Here is a 20,138-nt window from a genome sequence, read left to right on the forward strand (position 1 = left end):
GCATGAATGATCGAGATAACCCGGCCCGCTCCGGTGGGCCGACCGGGAACGCACCGCGCTATAGCGGATGGATTGGCCGGCTTGCCGGGTCGAGCGCCTATCGTTTCAGCATAGGCATGCTCGCACAAAGCCGGGCCGGGCGGCTGGCGATGCTGTTGGCGGTTCCGCTGCTGTGGATCGTCGTCTTTCACATCGGCCCGATCTTCCAGCTCGCGCGCATAAGCTTCCTCCAACAATTCCCGATCCCGGCAGGAAGCTCCGGAGCCTATACCTGGGCCAATTACCAGATATTCTTTGCCGATTCGGTCTATTTCGTCCCGTTTGTCCGCAGCCTGATCTTCTCGGCCTGCGTTACGCTGGCCGCGTTGGTCATCGTCTACCCCGTCGCCTATTATGTCGCGAAGGTGGTCGATCCGCGCCAGCGGACCAAGGCCCTGCTGCTGTTGCTGGTGCCGTTCTGGGCGGGAGAACTGATCCGGACGTTTTCGGTGATCATGCTCCTCGCCAACAGGGGCGCGGCAAATGTCCTGATGCGGGAGCTCGGCTTGATCGATCGCCCGATTCCATTGCTGTACAATTATTTCTCATTGAGCTTCGGCGTGCTCTATCTGATAGCGCTCTTCATGCTGCTACCGCTTTATGCGGCGATCGAGAAGATACCGAGCCATCTCGTCGATGCCGCGGCAGATCTTGGAGCCGGGCCGCTGACCCGGTTTCGCCGGATCATCCTGCCCCTGTCGAAAGACGGCATCGTTTCCGGCTGCAGCCTCGTCTTCCTGACCTGTGTCGGCGTCTTCGCATCACCGCTGCTGCTTGGCGGTCCGGGGACCGTGATCTTTCCGGAGATCATCTCCGCCTTCTTCCATGGTGCCAGTGACAAATGGCCGGTTGGCGCTGCCTTCTCCATGATCATGCTGGTCGCCGCCCTGGCGATCGCGGGTCTGTTCATGCGCATCGTCGGCGGTTCGCGCTCCACGAGGTTCATGTGATGAGCAATAAATCCTTCCTGCTTGCGGACGCACCGCGCACCATGTTGACGGGCTTCTATTGGGCATTCGTCATCTATCTGCTCGGTCCGCTGCTGCTGATGTTCGCCATGAGCTTCAAGGATGCGACATTCATCGCATTCCCCATAAGCAACTGGACCCTCGACTGGTACGCGAAAGTCGTGCAGGACCAGCAATTCCTCTCCGCCTTCGTTTATTCGCTCTTCATCGCCTTTGCCACGACCTGTTTCGCGACGATCATCGGCGTCTGGATATCGATGCTCATCTCGGCCGAAGGCATCTGGGGCAAAGCGTTGCTGTTCGCCCTGGCCTGTCTTCCAGCGGTGGTTCCCGGCATGATCTCGGCGATCTCGCTGCGCATATTCGTCAGCGTCCTCGACATGCAGACGGGCACGGCGGCGATCATCATGGGTCACACGGTTCACGCCGTTCCATTCGTCGTGATCATGGTGCTGACCCGCCTGCGCACCATGCCAGCCAATCTTGTCGATGCGGCGCGCGATCTCGGCGCGGACAGTTTCATTGCCTTCTGCCGCGTCACGTTGCCCTTCCTTGGACCGGCTCTGGTCGGCGGCATGATCTTCTGCGCGTTGACGAGCATTGACGATTTCGTCCGGACCTTCTTCCTCGGAGGCTACAGGCCGACGCTGCCCATGCTCATCTTCGCCAAGGTGCAGGGCGGAATGTCGCCCGAGATCAATGCCATGGCGACACTCGTCGTTATCGTTACCGCCGCTGTCGGGCTTTATGCCGAGCGTCTTACCCGCCGATCAAGGATCAGCTGATGCAGCCTATCGTACATTTCGACAACGTAACCAAGACCTATGGCGCAGTGCCGGCGGTGGACAAGCTCGATCTGGAGATCGAAGCGGGAAAGTTCGTCACGCTGCTCGGGCCGTCCGGTTGCGGCAAGTCGACGACGCTGCGGATGCTGGGCGGGTTCGAGACGCCGACCTCCGGCCGGATCATCCTGAGCGGCAAGGACGTCACGTCCCTGCCGCCCAACAGGCGTAATGTGAACATCGTCTTCCAGGATTACGCGCTGTTCCCGCATATGACGGTCGGCAAGAACATCGCCTTCGGCCTGGAGCTGAAGGGCATGGCGTCGGACCGCATCCACAAGCGCGTGACGGAACTGCTGGAACTCGTCCGCCTCGAAGGCTTCAGCGACCGCATGCCTGCCCAATTGTCTGGAGGGCAACGCCAGCGCGTCGCCCTGATGCGAGCGCTCGCACCGGATCCCGACGTACTGCTGCTCGACGAGCCGCTCAGTGCGCTCGATGCCAAACTGCGCCAGCAGATGCAGATCGAGCTGAAGTCCATCCAGGAACGGACCGGCAAGACCTTCATCTTCGTCACGCATGACCAGGAGGAGGCCCTCACCATGTCCGACAAGATCGTGATCATGAACAATGGCCGTATCGAGCAGATGGGCGACCCACATACGCTGTATCGGCGGCCGGAGAGCCGCTTCGTCGCCAATTTTATCGGCGAAACCAACTTTTTTCCGGGGAAAGTACTCGAAATTGCCGGGGACGTCGCCGTCATCGATGCAGATGGCGACAGATTGCGCGCCCGCACCGCGGCTCGAAAGCCCGGTGTCGGCGATACGGTCGATCTTGCGGTTCGTCCCGAGGCAATCGTTTGCTCGGCAGTGAAGCCGGCCGGCGACAACGCCATCGAAGGCGAACTGGTGCAGGAGATATTCAAGGGCAATCATAGCTCGCTGACCATAAGACTGCCGCAGGGGCGCATCGTCCATGCACTGGTGGATCCGCTCAAATCCGATGGGTTCGCGCCGGGGCCGATCTGGGTGAGCTTTGACGAGACGCACGCCGTCGCACTCGTAGCGTGATCTGCGAAGGGACGATGCTACAATGCTGAAACAGGATGCAACAGGTCTGGATGCGCTCAACGCACGCGTGCGCGAGGACCTTGAATATCTCAACTATCCGCCGGCAAACTGGGTGCCGGTGAAATCCGACGCTGCCGGAAACAGGGCTGCCGACGTCACGATCATCGGGGCCGGGATGTGCGGGCTCGTTGCAGCATTCGCTCTCTATAATGCCGGCATTTCGAATGTCCGCATCCTGGACAGGAACCCCGCCGGACGCGAGGGGCCATGGATGACCTATGGGCGCATGGAAACCCTGCGCTCGCCAAAGCAACTCGTCGGCCCGGCCTATGGCATGGCTTCCCTGACCTTCCGCGCCTGGTTCACCGCCCAGTTCGGCCGAGCGGAATGGGACGCATTGTTCCGGATACCCCGGCCGATGTGGATGGACTATCTGCGCTGGTACCGCGACGTCCTGAACCTGCCGGTGGAGAACGACGTCGATGTAACACGGATCAGGCCGCAGGAAGACGGCTTGTTCGAGCTCGAGGTTGCGGGTGGTGCGAAGCCGGCAATCATGACGCGCAAGGTCGTGCTGGCCATGGGCCGCGAAGGGCTCGGCCGGCCCACGATCCCGGCCTTCATGTCTTCGCTTCCACGGCATGCGTGGTCGCATTCCTCTGACATGATCGACTTCGCATCGCTCGCCGGCAAGAGGGTCATCGTCGTCGGCGTCGGCGCTTCGGCAGTCGACAATGCAGCCGAGGCGCTGGAGCATGGCGCGAAGGAAGTCCGGCTTCTGGCGCGACGCAAATCAATGCCGACGATCAACAAATTGATGGGCATCGGCTCCTATGGCGTTACGGCTGGTTTTGCCGAAATCAGCCCGGAATGGCGCTGGCGGATCATGGACTACTCGTTCAAGCAGCAGACGCCGGCACCGCACAATTCCACCTTGCGGGTCAGCAGGCATGACAACGCGTTCTTCCATTTCGATTGCGCTATCGAGACTGTGGCGATCGAGGGCGACGAGCTGCTGGTTCGCACCGTCAATGGACGCGAATTCCGGACAGATCACATCATTTTAGGCACGGGCTTCACCGTCGATACGTTCAGCCGGCGTGAGCTCGAACCCTATGCGCAGGAAATATCGACCTGGGCGGATCATTACACGCCGCCGGCGGACGAGGCGAATGCGGACCTGGCACGCTTTCCATGGCTCAATCGCGATTTCTCCTTCACGGAAAAAGCTCCGGGCCGCGCACCCTGGCTCAAGGATATCCACTGCTTCAACTATGGTGCGACGCTGAGCATCGGCAAGGTCAGCGGCGACATACCGGCGATCAGCGAAGGCGGGCAATGGCTCGCCCAGGGTATCGCCGCGGGGGTGTTCATCGAAGACATAGATGTTCATTGGCGCAATCTCCTCGCCTATGAGAAGCCTGAACTGGATGGCTCCGAGTGGACCGATGCGGACGCGCCATCGGACGGGCCGGATGAAGCAAGACGCACATATGCGGGAGGCCGGAATGGCAAATGACGTTATCGATGAAGTCCTCGGGCTGTCGCAGGGCTCCGATCTGTTTCAGCTGCGCGAGCAGCGGGCGGAATTGAAGCATCGGACGCAGACGAGCTATCAGGCGGCGCTGAAGCCATCGGATCCCCGCAACCTGTCCAATGCGATGCGGGCAGCCCTGGCGGCGCGCATGGCCCGCCTGTGGAATTCACGCGAGCTCGCGGAACATTATGACCAGCTTCTGGGCCAGGAAGCGCCCGACGGAGTGGAAGGCGCCATAGGTGATCCGAAACTTCGTCCTGAGGGATTGACGGCGAGGCTGGAAGCGATCATCCGCCACGTCGATCTCGTCACGCTCCGGCCGAAGGACGCCACTCGCGCCGATATCGAGCGGCTCTATGCGGCCGGGCTTGACGATCGTGACATCGTGACACTGGCCAATCTCATAGCACTCGTGAACTACCAGATACTCGTGACCGCGGGTCTGCGCATGTTGAGGGACAATTGATATGGCCAAGGAAGTCGTGCACGAATTCACCCTGGATACGCTCGGATGGGACCCTTACGTCACGCCGGTGGATCTGGACAGCGCTACGCCTCAACAGCTCGAAGCGCTGAAGGTGACACCCTCGAACCGTAAAATCTCGGCCTATGTCCTCGTCCTGGCGCAGGAGGCCGAGGCGCTGGCCGAGCGTACGCCGCTATTCAACGACATCATGTACAGCGAAGGCGGCCTGTCGCGTGGCGGACGCGAGCTTGGCGCGCTTGCCGCCTCGATCGTCAATCGCTGCGTCTACTGCGCTTCCGTCCATGCGAACCGCTTCATCGCCAATGACACGCTGCCGGAGATCATCGAGGAGATCTATGCGCGCGGCGTCAAGGCCGATCTGCCGGAGAAATATCAGGCAATATTCGATTTTGGCGTCGAGTTGACGGCCAATCCCGACAAGGTCGGCGTCTATCAATTCTATCATCTGCGCGAAGTCGGCCTTTCCGACCTCGAAATACTCGACCTTATTCACGCTGTCGCGATCTTCGGCTGGGCTAACAGGTTGATGCACACGCTTGGCGAGCCCGTCAGGGGCGGCTGAACGAAGCGCTGGAAATATTTTACCATTGTCACGTTAGTATCTCGCCGTCGGCGCGTGATATGATAGCGAGACGCCGCGGGAGCGATGCCCATCGCGCCATCACTCGACGGAAACAAGTATGTCGCGATATCGAGCCCGCTTCTGGCTGAATACGCTCCTGGTCGTGCTCCTGATCGTCGCGGGCGGCGCCATCGGCACCTGGATCAGCCATCTGGTCGCCGTGTCGCGCGACCGTGGCGAGATGGCCACATACACGACACAGGTGCTCGATCGAGCCGTGACGGTGTTCCGCGAGGCGGACGTGCTGCTGGCCGCGGTGAACAACTCGCCGTTCGAGTTCTGCTCGGATGAGGAAATCAGATATCTCCGCAACATCCTTTTCGAGACGAAATACCTGAAGGACATAGGCCGGGTCCGGGACGGCGCATTTCACTGTTCGGCAGTTTTCGGCAAGGCCAAATCGCTGAAGTCGCTGCCGCCGACCGATCTTCGTACCGCCGATGGCAAGCGTGTCTACCCCCGCATGGACCTTGCAATATCGATGTCCACCGCGCCGGTCATCGAATCGGGAAGCGGCAATGTCGTTCTCGACCCTGCAGCCGTTGACGGATTCGACGATCCTGCTTTCCGGGCGGCGGTGCTCTATCATACCGCCGGGGACAAGAAGGCGATAAAACTCTTTGGCGGTCATGATCTCCCGGCGACGATCGACCTGCCGATTGCCGGACCAGGGCGCAAGGGCGACATCCTCTACAGGAACATGTGCAGCGAGCAGGCCTGCGTAGCCGTCGAAGCGGATGTGGCTAAACTCCAGGCCGCCGCCCGACCGGTAACGATCGTCATCATCATCCTTTGCGGCCTGCTCGGCGGCGCACTCGGCCTGATATATTTCCTCTACCGCAAGACGCGATCCGGCATGAGATCACGTTTGTCCCGCGCCATCGCACGCAACAGCCTGACCGTCGAATACCAGCCGATCGTCGAAATAGCCACGGGACGGATGACCGGCGCGGAAGCGCTGGTGCGCTGGCGGGAGAATGGCGAAGACATATCGCCGGAAGTATTCGTGCCGGTGGCGGAGAAGGCCGGCCTGATCAACCAGCTGACACTTGCCGTGGTCGACCAGGTGCTTGCTAGCCTCGGCCGGCATATTGGCGCCCATCCGGATTTTCGCATCAGCATCAACATCGCGGCGGACGATCTCTTCAACCGTGATTTCAACGTCCTTTTGACCGACCGCCTGCGGAAGGCAGGGGTTGATCCGCGCCAGATCGCGCTTGAAATAACCGAACGTTCGACGGCGGATTCCAGCGCTGCACGGGGGGCGATCGAGCAATTGAAATCGCGCGGACACAAGATTTTGCTCGACGACTTTGGAACCGGGTATTCGAGCCTCGGTTATCTTGGAATGTTGAATGTCGATGGCATAAAGATCGACAAATCCTTCACCCAGACCATCGGGACGAGTTCCGTTACCCGCTCGATCGTCCCACAGATCGTCGACATGGCCAAGGTCCATGGGCTCTCGATCATCGTCGAGGGGGTGGAAACGGCCGCTCAACGGCAATATTTTGCACCCATGGTTCCAACCGTTCAGGGGCAGGGGTGGCTGTTCGGGCACCCTGTCACGGCCGCTGAACTGATCGCAATGCTCGACCAAAGATCGCCAGGGAGGCAGGAAACGCCATGAAAGCCATGCCCACAACCTCATTGCCCTCAGGAACAGCCCTGCCGGTCCTTGGCCAGGGCACATGGTATATGGGCGAGTCCCGGCAGGCGCGCAGCGCGGAAGTCGAAGCGCTGAGGCTCGGTATCGACCTTGGCATGACCCTCATCGACACCGCCGAAATGTATGCGAGCGGGCGGGCCGAAGAGGTCGTCGGCGAGGCTATCCGCGGCAGGCGGGACAATGTTTTCCTCGTCAGCAAGGTTCTGCCGTCGAATGCTTCGAGACATGGAACCATTCGGGCCTGCGAACAGAGCCTGGCACGGCTTGGCACCGACCGGATCGACCTTTACCTCTTGCACTGGCGCGGCGGCTACAGGCTGGATGAAACTGTCGAAGCGTTCGAGGAATTGCGTGCCGCCGGCAAGATAGGCGAGTGGGGCGTCAGCAATTTCGACATGGAGGACATCGAGGAATTGACCGGGCAGGCTGCGGGGCAAAAGGTCGCCGCCAACCAGATACTCTATAATCTCCGGCGCCGGGGCCCCGAACATGAGCTTGTCCCCTGGTGCCAGGCGAGGTCTATTCCGATCATGGCCTATTCTCCCATAGAGCAAGGCCGCCTCCTCGACCAGAAGACATTGATCGACATCGCCGCTGAACTTGAAGTCACCGCTGCAACGGTCGCGCTGGCATGGGTGATAGCGCGGGGCGGCGTCATCGCCATTCCTAAATCCGGCAATCCGAAACATGTTCGGGAAAACCGGTTGGCGGCCGAAATAGCGCTTTCCGCCCAGCATCTTGAATTGCTCGATGCGGCCTTTCCGCCGCCACGCCGAAAAACCCCGCTGGAAATGCTCTAGAATTTCACTGTCCCGCCAAGGCTAAATCCTCGAACACCCGGATGATTCAGCGCTCAGCTGATCTGTCCTGAGGACGATATGCAACTTATGCACGCGCAGAGTTGCATCTGTTGCAGCATTCCCCTAACAAACATGAGTTGATTCATCAACATTTGGATCGGGGGGCGCATCGCGCCAAATTGACGAGAAGCGAAATGAGCATGACAAAATGGCATGTGCGCCGTGCTGGCTGGTACGCATCGACGGGGATTGCGGGACTGCTGCTGGTGCTGGGAAGCGAAAACGTACAGGCGCAGAGCCGGCCGAACGCACAGGCGGGCAGCAATTCCATCGTCCTGGATACGATCGTCCTGGAGGGCGCGAAAGAGGGCGCCAAGGGCATTGTCGGAACCGAAGGCTATGTCGCCAAATCCAATCGCACGGCAACGAAGTCTGACGCGCCCGTCGCGGAAACCGCGCAATCCATGTCGACGATTTCACAAAAGCAGTTGCAGGATATCAAGCCGCAAAACCTCGTCGAAGCGCTGAACTACAGCGCCGGCTCCAGGGGCGGCCAATATGGTGCCGAGCCCCGGTTCGACGCGTTCAAGGTCCGCGGCATCGACCTGACCTATACCGGGATATTCCGCGACGGACTGCGCCAGATCAGCAGCCCGAACGGCCTGTTTCGTCTCGAGCCCTATGGCGTCGAGGCGATAACGCTGCTGCGTGGACCCTCGGCCTCGATCTACGGTGCCAGCAGTTCGGGCGGCATCGTCGACATCATTTCGAAGCGGCCGACCGAGGAGAGGCTGCGCGAAGTGGAACTGCAATACGGCTCCTACGGAAGGGTGCAGGGCGCGTTCGATTTCTCCGGCCCGCTCGATGCCGAGAACACGCTGCTCTACCGGCTGACGGGTGTGGCGCGCGATGGGCGCAACGAGATCGACGCCATCAAGGACGACCGTCTGTACATCGCTCCCGCCATCACCTGGCAGCCGAGCGACGACACGAAATTTACCGTGCTCGGCGAGTATATGGACAGTACGACCGGCGGGACCTGGGGATACATAAATAATTACGGTCCGGACGGCACCTCCACCGGAGCGACACCGGTCTATGGCGGCGATGCGCGGTTTAATGATTTCACGCAGAAGCAGTGGCGTATCGGCTATGAGCTGGACCAACGGCTCAGCGATTCCGTGACGCTGCACCACAAGCTGCGCTATTCGGACGTTTCGATGCGGCAGGAATGGGTGTTCGAGCAGTTTCCTGGGCTAAGCTATGAAGATAACAGGGGCCTCGCCACCGATACATATCTGAAGACGGAATTCGAGACCGGCGCGGCGCAGCATGAGCTCATTACCGGCGTCGATTACAGCTACATGAAATATACCGCGGAGCAAGGTACGGGCGCCGATCCATTTACCGATGATTTCACCTATGTGCCCGAGATCGATTATTACGAGGCACAGCGGCAGCGCAGTATCGGCATCTATGCCCAGGATCGGATCGAATATGGCGCCTGGAGGTTGTCGGCCGGGGTCCGCCATGATTGGGTGGATAGCGCCTTTTCGCCGGGTGGCGACACCGAATATGAACGCGACGACAGCGAAACCACAGCGCGCTTCTCTCTCGGCTATGTGACCTCCTATGGCATCATGCCCTATGTCAGCTATGGAACCTCTTTCGTCGCCAATCCCGGAGTGATCCAGAATGTCGGCGGCGTGGCCCAGCAGGCACGCCCGACACTCGGAGAACAGGTCGAGGTAGGTGTGAAATATGCGGTGCCGGATACGAATGTGCTGCTCACCGCATCCGTGTTCAACATCGAACAGGAAAATGCCTCGGTTTACGAGACATCGTCCGGCGATAATCTTTTGACCCAGCTCGACCTGCGCTCAAGAGGCGTCGAACTCGAGGCGACCGCATCGCTGGACAATGGGCTGAGCCTGATCGCGGCCTATTCCTACAATGATGTCGAAATCACCAAGCTGACACCGCAAACTGTCGGCAAGACGCTCAACTCGTCGCCCTATCACATGTTCTCTATCTGGGCCGATTACGAGGTGCAGTCGGGGCCGCTCGAAGGCCTCGGTGTCGGCGCCGGCATACGCTATGTGGGGTCGAGCTTCGGCGACAATGTGAATACTCCGGTTCTCGACAACAAGGCGCGCACCTTCGTCGACGCGTCGCTGCGGTATGATTTCGGCAAGCTCAACCCGTCATTCGAGAACGTGCGTCTGCAGATCAATGCAACCAATCTGCTGAATGAGGTCAAGCAGGTCTGCACGAGCGGCTTCTGCTATTATGATGAAGGCCGCAAGGTCATCGCCAGCATGCGGTATCGCTTCTGATGGCCAGCGCGGGGATATCGGCACCGTCGCCCCTGGCGGTCTTCATCGCGGTGGGCGGCCTCTATGTTGCACAGAGCGTGATCGGCGGTCTGACGATGCTCGGCCTGCCTGCGGTGCTGCGAGAGCAGGGTTTGCCGCTGGACCAGATAGGGCTGCTATATCTCACCGTCCTGCCATGGGCGCTCAAATTCCTTTGGGCCCCGCAGGTAGAGCGATTTCGCTTGCCCCCGGTCGGCCGCAACCGCTCGCGGCTGATCGTGCTGGTCGGCGGACTGCTCTGTGCGGCCGGATTGGCAGCGATCGGCCTGACCGGGCCATCGCCCTTGCTGCCGGTCATTATCGTGCTGACTTTCATCGCTTTCGTCACCTCTACGGTCGATATCGCCTGCGATGGCTACGCCGTCGAAGCATTGGCGAAGGAACATCATGGCTGGGGCAATGCCGCGCAGGTCGGTGGCTCCTATCTCGGTTCGGCCATTGGGGCCGGCCTGTTTCTGGTGCTCGTGGCAAAGCTCGGCTGGGCCTATGCGACCTATGGCATGGCAATGCTCGTCGTCCTGCTCGGGGTGCCGTTCATTTTCGGTCCGGCGACGCGCTCGCAGGTCGAAACGCGTCAACACCTGCCCTCTTTGAAGGCGGCCTTGCGCCGGCCCGAAATCATCAGGGGGCTGGTCATTGCTGCCGTCTTCGTCGCCGCACAAAAATGGGGCATGTCGATGATGGGTCCGTTCCTCATCGATTATGGCTTCGATCTTGCGACGCTGGGCATCCTCAACGGGCTCGGCAGCATGATGATAGGCCTCGGCGGCGCGCTGCTGGGTGGTTTTCTGGTTCGGATATGGGGTGCGGGACCAGTTCTGGTTCTCTCCATTCTGGTCCAGACAGCGCTTCTCGCTGCCTTTGCCTATTTCAGCATTCATCCGGGACTGTCCAGGACCTTGGTCATCACCGTAGCGATGGCAAGTTCATCCGGCATCATGGCACTGGGTTTCGTGGCGCTCTATGCCCAGTTCATGGGCTGGTCCGACCCGAAGCAGGCGGGCGTGGACTTCACCATCTTCCAATGTATGGATGGCCTGGTGAGCATGGCGGGCGGCGTGGGTGCCGGCTGGGTCGCGCAGCATCTCGGCTATACCGCGTTCTTTTCTGTTTCTGCCCTCGTCGCCCTTCTGTCCGCACCGATTATCTATTTCATGATGCGACAGAAGAGCGAGGCTTCTCCGGCCGGTGAGCGCGGCGAAGCCCAGGGGATCGTCTGACAGGCACGAAATTTTCCGCACCGATCATTGATAAACGCCGAACGGCTTCCCAGCTTATCAGATACGAGATGGAGGAAGTCATGGGGCCATTCAGGGGATCAGGGCGGTTGTTGCGAACGGGGCTCCTTGGGGCGGGCGCGATCATTGCAGCCGCATCGGCATCCGGGGCGCTCGCGGGAGAATGCTCGAGGCAACCTGCCGCCGGCATCGACTGGAGCGAATGCAGCAAGAAGAGCATCATTATCCCCAGTAGCGACCTCAGCGGCGGCGCTCTTTTCCATACCGACCTCAGCGGAACGGATCTGGCCGGTTCCAATCTGACAGGGGCGAACTTCGAAAAATCGGTGCTGATCCGCGCATCGCTTGCCGGTTCCATGGCCGAGGGAGCGAATTTCGCCAGGATCGAGGCCTACCGGTCGAATTTCTCCACCGTCAAGGCAGACAAGGCTTCCTTTACGATCGCCGAGCTGCAACGCGGCATCTTTAAAGCCGCCAGCCTCAACGGTGCGAACTTCGACAAGGCTGAGCTCGGGCGGGCGGATTTTACCGACGCGAAGCTGTCGGATGCACGTTTTACCCTGGCAAATCTCTCACGCGCCGATCTCAGCGGGGCTTCCGTCAATGGCGCGGTCTTTGATCGCGCATTCACCTATCGTACGCGCATCGAAGGCGTGGACCTGAGCGGCGCCAAAGCCCTTACCCAGTCGCAGCTGGACATTGCCTGCGGCGATCCCGCGACGCAGCTGCCGGACGGCTTGACCATGCCGGCTGGCTGGCCTTGCACGGACGACTGAAACCGACGAATTTCGCTGGTCTGGCACACGCTGCCCGTTAAAAAAATATCTCGGCGGATGCCGGGCCATACGCATTTCCATTTAAATCCAATTGTTTAGTAGCTGTTGGCTTACGCCCCGCATTAACTGAGTATTTGCTTGGCCATTGAGCAAATATTCACTACACTCGACCGCTCAGATCGAGGGAGGTTACAACATGGCCGTACAAGGCATTGCATCCAAGACTTCTGACAAATCCACCGAGAATCCAGCCCACGAGTTCGATAAAGCCGTTGCGAGAGCTACCAACAAGGCGGCGCCTACGGAAACGAAACAGCCCTTGCTGTTTGCCGTGGATGGAAAACCGCATGTTCAGATCCTGAAGGAAAAGTCCGACGGCCCGGCCGAGGCGGACGATTTCCGCAGCAAGGCCAAGGAGAACAAGTGGACCGTCGTTGAAGAAAAGGATGCGTTGCCGCCGGTCAACAACCTGAAACCCAAGCGCGTCGATTCCACCACCATCACCTATGATTATGAGGGCAAGACCTATGCCGTTTCGGAGCATTTGACCCCTTTCAAGTTCTCGGTGCTCGAAAACAAGCTCGCGGGAACAGAGATCAGCAAGACCGACAACAATATCGACATCAAGGTCGCGGATTCCGAGGCCACCGATTTCATGAACGCCAAGACCACCGAAGACGGCAAGACGGTGGGAGAACTGTTTCATGACAACATGAAGAAGGAATGGGGCGAGCTGGATATCAAGGATCCCCGCCGCCAATACTACGAACTGCTGCAGGCAAAGGCGGCTCTGGTCGGCGGGTACGAATATCTCCCGAGCGAGACGGGCGAGCGGATATTCGGCACGACTGGCACGTCCTATCTTCCCAATACGGTCATCATGGACCAGGCCAGTACCTATGGTCTGCTGAAAGAGGAAGAAGTCTCGCAGAAGCTCGCCGAACTATCCCAGAACGAGGAAGTGATCGATGGCGTCGATGGTCTCATGAAGGACGCCGTCGCCAAGATCGAGGACAAGAAGGGGCTGGTCAACAATATCTACAAGACGATGGGCAGCCAGGAATATATGGACATGCTCGAGGGCATGGACAGTGATGGCGCCAAGACGCGGTTCGCCAATGACCTGAAGTCCCTGGACTATCTCGACAAGGAGAAGGCCACCGAAATTCGCAGCAAGATCCTCGACAAGGGGCTGGTCGACGAGATCAGCAAGATCGTCGAGAGCGGCGAATATTCCGACGAGGGGCTCAAGACAGCCGTCAACGATCAGGTGCAGATGGGGCTGCAGGGAACGTTCTCGACGATCTTCGGCATCGCATTCTCCGACAAGGCGGTGCAGAACTATTTGAAGGACGGCAAGGCCGATCTGCCCGATGACGTGAAGCGGGGGCTGGACAGCTACAAGGCGGCGGTGAAGATCGCCAGCAATTCGATCGTGGATTCGTTCAAATCCAAGGGCAGCTTTGACATCAAGGACGTGTCCTCGCGCATATCCACCGTGCTCAAGGCCAATAATCCCGATATTCCGACTGGCGTAAGGAACGGAGCCGCGGCACTGCTCCAGGCCAGCATGAAGAACGGAGTTCTTCCCGCTATCGGCGGCGTTCTTTCAGCAACGGCTGCGATCTATACGCTCAACAAGAACATGGGCGACACCGTGGAAGAACGGATGGGCGCCGCGCGCGGACTTCTGATCGCCGTCGCCACCACGCCTGCCCTTGCTCTGGCGTCAACCAAGGCTCTCGGGAAAATGTTCGACAATCCGGGCATGGCGACAATGCTGGGGCTCGAAAACAACACCCAGCTTCGCGAAATCTACCTGGAGCGGTTTCCAAACGCCGACAATGACATAACGATTCCCGGGCCCCGCGATATCGAACTGGATACGATCGACGAACAGCGCAGTGCGATCTCCGGCCTTCTGCCGGAACCCGATATGGGTGAGCCGATGGACGATTGGGCGCGCCACTTCCAGGATTATTTCAGCGATGTTGCCTCGGGTGAGGGAGATACCGGCGGTCGCCCGGCTACGGTCTCCGCTGATAGTCTCGACGACATCATGGAGGATCCCAATTCGCGGGTAGCCACGGCAACGTCGGAGTCCGGTTCCAGATATTCCAACATCCTCGACGACCTTGATGCCGACCGCCGTGCGAGCATCATGGGAATGGTCGACGATCGCATCGGCAATATGGGGCTGGACCCGAGCGACCTCGACAATCCGAGCAAATTGCGGCTCGTCGGCACCGTGTTGGGCACTGTCGGCGGCATGGCGGACTTCACTGGCGGCGTACTGGATCTTGCCTTGGGCGGCATGTCCATCGACAAGCTGCGCAACAATCCCGACGCCCTGCCAAGCGAATATGCGGCTGCGACAATGCAATTGCTCGGCGGCATAAGCATAGCCGGCATGGCCGGAACGAGCCTGGCCAGCATGATCGCAGGGCCGGCGACGGCCTCTGCACTCGGCATAGCATCCGGAGTCCTCGGCATTGCCGGTGTTGGCTTTGGTGCGATTGCCGCGATCGTCACGGGGGTTATCGCCAAACAGAAGCAGGAGCGAAAGGCCGATGAGCTCCGGCAGGACTTCAATGATTGGAGCACGCTGGGGGTCACCGAGGATGACTGGGGTGACAAGCTCAACTACACGAGCCATGCCCGTTACAATTACAACTATTATCACGGTACAAACCGCTATTATGACCTCTATCCGGAAGACAAGCCGGTCTGGGAAGCGCGGCCGGACCAGTACAAGGACTTCACCAATTATGTCGATGATCACGGCAGGATAACCGAGGACTGGTTCGACGATTGGGACAAGGATCACAATTCCGGCCTGGGCGAAGGCAGTCCCGATCCGTCCGGCCTGCCACGCTTCGGCGATGACGGCAAGCCGGGGACGTTCGACGACTTCAAGCAGGATATCGACCGGGTAGACGTCGGTTCCATCGAGCAGGCCGAGGATGGCCGCGTCATCTTCACCAAGGATGGCGTGAAGCAGGTCATCGATCCGATCATCGGCGGCGAGGCAGACGAGAAAGACCGGCAAAAGATCATCGACTACCTGAACGATCTCTATGAAATCTCGCACCCGGATGGCAAGCGCGACCAGGAGATCATCGACAGGATCACCAGGCTGCATGATGAATCCGACCGTCACAACGATATCGATTATCTGAAACGTGCCCTGGACACATCCAAGGCCCCGCTGCTCGGCCGGGAGGGCAAGGCTGGCACTTTCTCGGACTTCAAGGAGGACATCGATCGGGTCGATATCGGTTCGATCGAACTCGATCCGACGAACAGCAACAGTATCAGTTTCGTCAAGGATGGCAGGCGATGGGCGTTGGACAAGAACGACCATGGGGACCTTTCCGACTCGGATGCGTCCGATATCTTCGACTATCTGAAGGACCTGCACATCATGGTCCAGAGGGATGGCGGCCAGGATCAGGAACTGATCGACAAGATCACTGAGCTTCACGACAAATCCGACGACCACAATGACCTGGATGATCTGCGCACCGAATTGGGTCTCGCGAGCGATCCGTCCGGCCTGCCGCTGTTCGGCGATGGCGGCATCCCCGGCACGTTCAGCGACTTCAAGGAGGATGTCGATCGCGTGGATGTCGGGTCGATCGAACTGCTGGACGATGGCAGGGTAATCTTCACCAAGGACGGGGTGAAGCAGATCATCAACTCCTCCGCCGGCGACGATTCCGACCGCGACACGCGTGACTCGATCATCGGCTATCTGTCAGGCCTTTACGAGTTGACCCATCCGGACGGCAAATTCAGCAAGGAGATCGCCGACAAGATGAACGAGATCTTCGGCGGCACCGACAAGTACAATGATCTTGACGATATCCGCGAACATCTGGAGGCATAGGCGGGCCAGCGCCTGACATCGACCAGTATTTGTATTGCAAGGTTCTGCATTTTGTGCCGGCCCGCCGCCGAAATAGCGGGCCGGCGTATATATTTTCAGCTTTTCGGCACAGCACATATTGCCAACCGCCCGCCTCTTCGGTGAGACAAATAATTTCAGAGATAGTGCGAAAAGGCTGACTGAAAACGACAAATCGCCCTGTCACAAAATATACTTCAAAATTGTAGAAATACTATAGCAATTAAAAATTACATAAGATTTGATTTGAATACCGGATATATTCTAAGCAATGTGGCATCGGTTGAACAATATTTTCAAACTGGGGAGGTTGATATGCCAATTGACAGGTTCTTGATGGATATTCTCAGAGTAGGCAAGACTAACGACGCCTACAACGTCGTCATTGGCACTGACAGGGCGGACGATATTCGCGCGACAGGCAGCTATGGCTGGTATCTCGAGGGTCGCGGCGGCGGCGACACGCTCATCGGTCCAAGCACAGGCGATACGGTGGGCTATGCCGCTTCTCCCGAGGGCGTAAGGATTGATCTGAGCTCCGCGAATCCTGAGGGATTTCTGGATGTTGCTGCGGGCGGTCATGCCTGGGGCGATCGGATATCGGCGAGTATTTCCAATGTCGTGGGATCGGAATTCGATGATCTCTTGACTGGCGACGGGACCAGGAATGTGCTTGCCGGCCTTGATGGCGATGATGGTCTGGTCGGCGGCGGCGGGGATGACACTCTTGTCGGCGGCCTGGGTGCGGATTCACTCGATGGCGGCACCGGCGATGACAGGCTTCTCGGTGGAATCGGGAATGACATCTTGCGTGCAGGTATCGGCAATGACCGGCTTGAAGGCGGGTTGGACAACGACCGGATGAGCGCAGGCGAGGGCAATGATTCCCTTCTTGGCGGTGACGGTGACGATTGGCTCGATGGCGGCACGGGCGACGATCTGATCAGCGGCGCAGCCGGCAACGACAATCTCGCCGGTGGCGATGGTATTGACAGCCTCGATGCCGGGGCGGGCGATGACACGGTCAGTGGCGGTGCTGGCGGGGATCGCATCAATGGTGGCGATGGTATCGACAGGATCGGCGGTGGTGCTGGGGTGGATCACCTTAGCGGCGGCGACGGTGATGATTTCATCTCCGGCGGCGACGATCGGGACTACATCGGCGGGGGTGATGGCAACGACCTGATCGACGGTGGCGCCGAGTCAGACTTTATCTGGGGCGGCGCGGGCAATGACGTGCTTGTCGGAGGGCCGGAAGACGACACGCTGATGGGCGGGGCAGGCGATGATATCATCGTCAGCAATGGCGGCGGCAACATCATCGCCGGCGGTGATGGATTCGACACACTGGACAGGTCCCAGGCCCACGATCCATCCGATATCGGGCCGGACTACTACATGGATATCGAACATTTCATTGGCAGCCGGTTTGATGATGCCATAGGCGGCAACGCCTCGGACAATTTGATCGAAGGCGGGCTTGGCGCTGATACGCTGACCGGCAGCGGCGGAGCCGATTCGTTCATCTTCGACCAGACCAGCGATCATTTCTCGGTGCTTGCAGGACAGACCGGGAACGACACGATAACCGATTTCAGCACGACCGAGGGAGACAGGATCGACGTGAGCGGCTTTGATGCCAATGCCCTTGCATCCGGTGACCAGGCTTTCCACTTTATCGGCGGCAGCGAGTTCTCGAACCTGGCGGGCGAGCTACGGATATTCCAGGCGCAGCAGGACACGCCCGATGCTTCCGATCTCGACCGCTGGATAGTCGAGGGTGACAGCAACGGCGACGGTATTGCCGATCTGGTCGTTCAGGTCGACGGCTATCTCGATTCCGGTCTATCCGCGCAGGACTTCACGCTATAGGTCCTTCGCGCCAAGATGGAGTTTGCATGCCGAACGGGCTAGGTCTCTTCAACCGGGGCCGTTAACATATAGCCGCCAAGGCGAACGGTCTTGAAGATGACCGGGTCCTTGGCGTCTTTCTCGAACTTCTTTCTCAACCGGCTCATATGGACGTCAACGCTTCGTTCGATCGGCCCGGCGAGGCCGGCATGCGAGACGGCGAGGAGTTGTTCACGCGTCAATACCCGCCCGGGGTTCTTGCAGAATGCAAGAAGCAGGTCGAACTCGTGCGTCGTCATCGGCACCCGGGCGTTGCTGGGATCATGGACCTGCCGGCGCAGGGGATCGATCCTCCATCCCTCGAAGCGATACAATTTCGGTCGCTCCCTGCCCACCGGGGCGTAAGACGCGCGCCGGAGCAGCCCGCGAATGCGCGTGGTGACCTCGCGGGCGCTGAAGGGTTTGGTCATGTAATCGTCGGCGCCTATTTCGATGCCCAGTATTCGATCGATCTCGTCACCGAGCGCAGTCAACATGAGGATCGGAACAGTCGTCTCTGTCCGCAAGCGGCGGCACAGGCTGAGACCGTCTTCACCGGGAAGCATGACGTCCAGTACGATCAGGTCGAATTCGTTCCTGGCAAGATGCGAGTCCATCTCCGCCCCATCAGATGCAATCTCCACGAGCATTCCATTTTCCGTGAGCGTGTCGGCAAGCATTTTAGCGATCTGGTAGTCGTCCTCGACGATCAGAATCGTATTTCCTTCGCGGGTGCTTCGCATGTGGGTATCCGTATCAAGGAGCGCGTTCTTCGCAAACATTAGCGCCAGAACCAGTCATGAATGTTTCAAAACATTAAGTTTTGTTTCCAAGATGGCAGAGGCGATCGGGCACTATTCCGCCACGGGCTGCAACAGAACTTAACATAAAATAACAGCCGGAGGCCGAAGGCTCATTACAGCTTGGGACCGTCGAACCCGGGGCGCGATCGCGCTCTCGGCGTGACGTTTGAACAATTGGAGTCCCATATGTATCTCTACCCGGTCAATCTGTCGACGCAGGCCCTGTTGACGCTTGCAGGCGCAGCGTTTTTTGTTGTTGCTCTCGATCCATCGGTCTCATCGGCAGCTGATACGCCAACGGAGTCTGGCGAGATCGCTCCTGTTCCAACGCAACCCGATCCGGCGCGATACGGTCCCATCAGGACCCGGCTGCACGATTGGGAAGTAACCGTTGGCGGTGGAGCCATGTACAAGCCGGCGTTTGAGGGCAGCGACACGATGGAGATCTCGCCAGTTCCCTTCGTTTCGGCAAGATTGTTCGACCGCCTCACCATCGACCCCACGGGCCTGGAACTCGACGCCTATGAGAATGGGCCGTTCACGCTCGGACTCCTGCTGGGGTATGACACCGGCCGCGACGAGGATGATGGCGATGACGACTACCTTGAAGGGTTGGGCGATGTCGGCTTCGGGGTAAATGTCGGTGCGAGAGCATCGGTGGAGTACGGTCCGGCGGAGTTCTACGGAACGATCAACAAGACAATCGGCGGAAGCGACGGCCTATTGGGCAAAGTTGGTGTCGAGCTGAAGCAGCCGCTTTCCGAAAGATTTGTGGTCGGACTTGACGCCTCTGCCACCGTCGCCGACGAAAACTACATGGACGCCTATTTCAGCGTCAGTGCCAACCAGGCTTCCAAGTCACGCTTCAAGGAATACGACGCCAACGCAGGATTCCAACGGGCCGATCTTGCGCTGACCGTTACCTACCTTGCCTCCGAAAATTGGGTCGTGCGCGGCAAGGCTGGCGTTGGCCTGCTTCTGGGCGATGCCGCCGACAGTCCCATCGTACAGAAGAAGACACAACCGGAATTCGGCTTGTTCGTGGGATACCGGTTCTAGCCAGTCATATGCTCGCCAGTGCCTGCCAGCACACAAAACTTAGCAGAATGACACGCTCAAGACGGCGGGAATGCCCCATCAGTATGGCCGAAGGACGATGTCGTCCGGTGCAG

The 20,138-nt window shown here is 59.2% G+C and carries 15 protein-coding genes; 14 read left to right on the forward strand and 1 reads right to left on the reverse strand.

Features of this window, described 5'->3' with window-relative positions:
* Window positions 1-2: 2 nt before the first annotated feature.
* The 13 genes from OSJ75_RS21370 (at window position 3) to OSJ75_RS21430 (ending at window position 18,145) form a co-directional block, all read left to right on the forward strand.
* On the forward strand, window positions 3-989 hold the full coding sequence (locus OSJ75_RS21370; protein WP_267229433.1) for an ABC transporter permease: 987 nt from the start codon (window positions 3-5) through the stop codon (window positions 987-989).
* Complete coding sequence (locus OSJ75_RS21375) at window positions 989-1,792, forward strand: ABC transporter permease (RefSeq protein ID WP_267229434.1); 804 nt, start codon at window positions 989-991, stop codon at window positions 1,790-1,792. The genes OSJ75_RS21370 and OSJ75_RS21375 overlap by 1 nt, the downstream gene beginning before the upstream one ends.
* Window positions 1,792-2,862 carry an ABC transporter ATP-binding protein gene (locus OSJ75_RS21380; protein ID WP_267229435.1) on the forward strand — a complete coding sequence of 357 codons (1,071 nt, stop codon included), beginning with the start codon at window positions 1,792-1,794 and terminating at the stop codon, window positions 2,860-2,862. Before OSJ75_RS21375 ends, OSJ75_RS21380 begins: the two co-directional genes overlap by 1 nt.
* A 22-nt stretch (window positions 2,863-2,884) precedes the next feature.
* Complete coding sequence (locus OSJ75_RS21385) at window positions 2,885-4,381, forward strand: NAD(P)-binding domain-containing protein (RefSeq protein ID WP_267229436.1); 1,497 nt, start codon at window positions 2,885-2,887, stop codon at window positions 4,379-4,381.
* Complete coding sequence (locus OSJ75_RS21390; RefSeq protein ID WP_267229437.1) at window positions 4,371-4,865, forward strand: CMD domain protein; 495 nt, start codon at window positions 4,371-4,373, stop codon at window positions 4,863-4,865. Before OSJ75_RS21385 ends, OSJ75_RS21390 begins: the two co-directional genes overlap by 11 nt.
* Before the next feature lies 1 nt (window position 4,866).
* A complete protein-coding gene (locus tag OSJ75_RS21395) occupies window positions 4,867-5,448 on the forward strand; it encodes a peroxidase-related enzyme (protein ID WP_267229438.1) in 582 nt (193 codons plus the stop codon).
* A gap of 118 nt (window positions 5,449-5,566) precedes the next feature.
* A complete protein-coding gene (locus tag OSJ75_RS21400) occupies window positions 5,567-7,138 on the forward strand; it encodes an EAL domain-containing protein (protein WP_267229439.1) in 1,572 nt (523 codons plus the stop codon).
* Window positions 7,135-7,977: an aldo/keto reductase gene (locus OSJ75_RS21405; RefSeq protein ID WP_267229440.1), complete on the forward strand. Its 843-nt coding sequence runs from the start codon at window positions 7,135-7,137 to the stop codon at window positions 7,975-7,977. Before OSJ75_RS21400 ends, OSJ75_RS21405 begins: the two co-directional genes overlap by 4 nt.
* Window positions 7,978-8,171: 194 nt before the next feature.
* Window positions 8,172-10,313 (forward strand): TonB-dependent siderophore receptor, encoded by a 2,142-nt coding sequence (locus OSJ75_RS21410; RefSeq protein ID WP_267229441.1) that lies wholly within the window; start codon window positions 8,172-8,174, stop codon window positions 10,311-10,313.
* Complete coding sequence (locus tag OSJ75_RS21415) at window positions 10,313-11,572, forward strand: MFS transporter (RefSeq protein ID WP_267229442.1); 1,260 nt, start codon at window positions 10,313-10,315, stop codon at window positions 11,570-11,572. The genes OSJ75_RS21410 and OSJ75_RS21415 overlap by 1 nt, the downstream gene beginning before the upstream one ends.
* An 80-nt stretch (window positions 11,573-11,652) precedes the next feature.
* A complete protein-coding gene (locus OSJ75_RS21420) occupies window positions 11,653-12,366 on the forward strand; it encodes a pentapeptide repeat-containing protein (RefSeq protein WP_267229444.1) in 714 nt (237 codons plus the stop codon).
* A 196-nt stretch (window positions 12,367-12,562) separates the two neighbouring features.
* Window positions 12,563-16,255, forward strand: a complete 3,693-nt coding sequence (locus tag OSJ75_RS21425; protein WP_267229445.1) for a DUF4190 domain-containing protein — start codon at window positions 12,563-12,565, stop codon at window positions 16,253-16,255.
* Window positions 16,256-16,588: 333 nt separating this feature from the next.
* The gene (locus OSJ75_RS21430) at window positions 16,589-18,145 is read left to right on the forward strand and encodes a calcium-binding protein (protein ID WP_267229446.1); all 1,557 of its coding nucleotides are present in this window, start codon (window positions 16,589-16,591) and stop codon (window positions 18,143-18,145) included.
* A gap of 38 nt (window positions 18,146-18,183) precedes the next feature.
* Here the strand turns inward: OSJ75_RS21430 and OSJ75_RS21435 are convergent, their stop codons facing one another.
* Window positions 18,184-18,906, reverse strand: a complete 723-nt coding sequence (locus tag OSJ75_RS21435) for a response regulator transcription factor (protein WP_250019346.1) — start codon at window positions 18,904-18,906, stop codon at window positions 18,184-18,186.
* Between the two features lie 246 nt (window positions 18,907-19,152).
* Here OSJ75_RS21435 and OSJ75_RS21440 point away from each other — a divergent pair, with 246 nt between their 5' ends.
* Window positions 19,153-20,025, forward strand: a complete 873-nt coding sequence (locus OSJ75_RS21440; protein WP_267229447.1) for a MipA/OmpV family protein — start codon at window positions 19,153-19,155, stop codon at window positions 20,023-20,025.
* The last annotated feature ends 113 nt before the right edge of the window (window positions 20,026-20,138 follow it).

This window comes from Phyllobacterium sp. 0TCS1.6A (genome assembly GCF_026420825.1).
In the GTDB taxonomy this organism is placed as follows: Bacteria; Pseudomonadota; Alphaproteobacteria; order Rhizobiales; family Rhizobiaceae; genus Phyllobacterium.

Excerpts from the sequence above, each read along its gene's own strand:
- OSJ75_RS21370 (WP_267229433.1), top strand. The coding sequence starts at position 3 with ATGAATGATCGAGATAACCCGGCCCGCTCCGGTGGGCCGACCGGGAAC.
- OSJ75_RS21375 (WP_267229434.1), top strand. The coding sequence starts at position 989 with ATGAGCAATAAATCCTTCCTGCTTGCGGACGCACCGCGCACCATGTTG.
- OSJ75_RS21380 (WP_267229435.1), top strand. The coding sequence starts at position 1,792 with ATGCAGCCTATCGTACATTTCGACAACGTAACCAAGACCTATGGCGCA.
- OSJ75_RS21385 (WP_267229436.1), top strand. The coding sequence starts at position 2,885 with ATGCTGAAACAGGATGCAACAGGTCTGGATGCGCTCAACGCACGCGTG.
- OSJ75_RS21390 (WP_267229437.1), top strand. The coding sequence starts at position 4,371 with ATGGCAAATGACGTTATCGATGAAGTCCTCGGGCTGTCGCAGGGCTCC.
- OSJ75_RS21395 (WP_267229438.1), top strand. The coding sequence starts at position 4,867 with ATGGCCAAGGAAGTCGTGCACGAATTCACCCTGGATACGCTCGGATGG.
- OSJ75_RS21400 (WP_267229439.1), top strand. The coding sequence starts at position 5,567 with ATGTCGCGATATCGAGCCCGCTTCTGGCTGAATACGCTCCTGGTCGTG.
- OSJ75_RS21405 (WP_267229440.1), top strand. The coding sequence starts at position 7,135 with ATGAAAGCCATGCCCACAACCTCATTGCCCTCAGGAACAGCCCTGCCG.
- OSJ75_RS21410 (WP_267229441.1), top strand. The coding sequence starts at position 8,172 with ATGAGCATGACAAAATGGCATGTGCGCCGTGCTGGCTGGTACGCATCG.
- OSJ75_RS21415 (WP_267229442.1), top strand. The coding sequence starts at position 10,313 with ATGGCCAGCGCGGGGATATCGGCACCGTCGCCCCTGGCGGTCTTCATC.
- OSJ75_RS21420 (WP_267229444.1), top strand. The coding sequence starts at position 11,653 with ATGGGGCCATTCAGGGGATCAGGGCGGTTGTTGCGAACGGGGCTCCTT.
- OSJ75_RS21425 (WP_267229445.1), top strand. The coding sequence starts at position 12,563 with ATGGCCGTACAAGGCATTGCATCCAAGACTTCTGACAAATCCACCGAG.
- OSJ75_RS21430 (WP_267229446.1), top strand. The coding sequence starts at position 16,589 with ATGCCAATTGACAGGTTCTTGATGGATATTCTCAGAGTAGGCAAGACT.
- OSJ75_RS21435 (WP_250019346.1), bottom strand. The coding sequence starts at position 18,906 with ATGCGAAGCACCCGCGAAGGAAATACGATTCTGATCGTCGAGGACGAC.
- OSJ75_RS21440 (WP_267229447.1), top strand. The coding sequence starts at position 19,153 with ATGTATCTCTACCCGGTCAATCTGTCGACGCAGGCCCTGTTGACGCTT.